This is a genomic window from Nocardia amamiensis NBRC 102102, assembly GCF_001612745.1.
Lineage (GTDB): Bacteria > Actinomycetota > Actinomycetes > Mycobacteriales > Mycobacteriaceae > Nocardia > Nocardia amamiensis.
In genome coordinates, this window is sequence record NZ_BDBA01000473.1 from 1 (window position 1) to 633 (window position 633).

At 66.5% G+C, this 633-nt stretch carries 2 protein-coding genes; both read left to right on the plus strand.

The window, feature by feature from the left end; all coding sequences use genetic code 11:
- The first annotated feature begins 86 nt into the window (after positions 1-86).
- Positions 87-347, plus strand: a complete 261-nt coding sequence (locus NA4_RS38480) for a transposase (RefSeq protein ID WP_218022546.1) — start codon at positions 87-89, stop codon at positions 345-347.
- The coding region (locus tag NA4_RS38485) for an IS3 family transposase (RefSeq protein WP_157129609.1) at positions 344-633 on the plus strand (290 nt) is incomplete at its 3' end. The genes NA4_RS38480 and NA4_RS38485, both read left to right, overlap by 4 nt.

A 633-nucleotide genomic window follows, 5' to 3' on the forward strand; every position in this document is an offset into this window, starting at 1 on the left:
TGCGATTCCCCTCATATCGTGGAGGCCGGACCATAGAGGAAAAGGCCAGATGGCGGAAAAGAGACGCAAGTTCGATCCGGAGTTCCGTGAGGGAGCGGTGCGGATCGTGCGGGAGACCGGGGCGCCCGATCGCCCAGGTCGCCCGGGAACTGGGCATCAACGAGGGCACGCTGACGAACTGGGTGGCCCGTGACCGGCAGGCCCGTGACGGCGCCGCGGATGAGCAGTTGAGCGAGTCCGAACGGCTGGAGCTGGCGCGGCTGCGCCGTGAGAATGCCGAGCTGGCAATGGAGCGCGATGTGCTCAAGCGATCGGTGGTCCTGTGGGTGAAGGAGGCGACCAAATGACCGTGGCGCGGTTCATCGCCTCCCAGAGGACCGAACACGGCGTCCCGCACACCGTGACCTGCCGCGCCCTGGATGTGTCGGAGTCCTGGTTCTACAAGTGGAACGACCGGCCACCGACGCCGCGGCAGCAGCGCCGCGAGCAGCTCATCGGCGCGATCGAGCAGATCTTCCGCGACTCCGGTAACACGTACGGCAGCCCGCGCGTCGGTGAAGAGTTGAGAGAGGCCGGCTGGCGGGTGTCGGACAACACCATCGCGGCGATCATGACCGAAAATGGTTGGGCGGC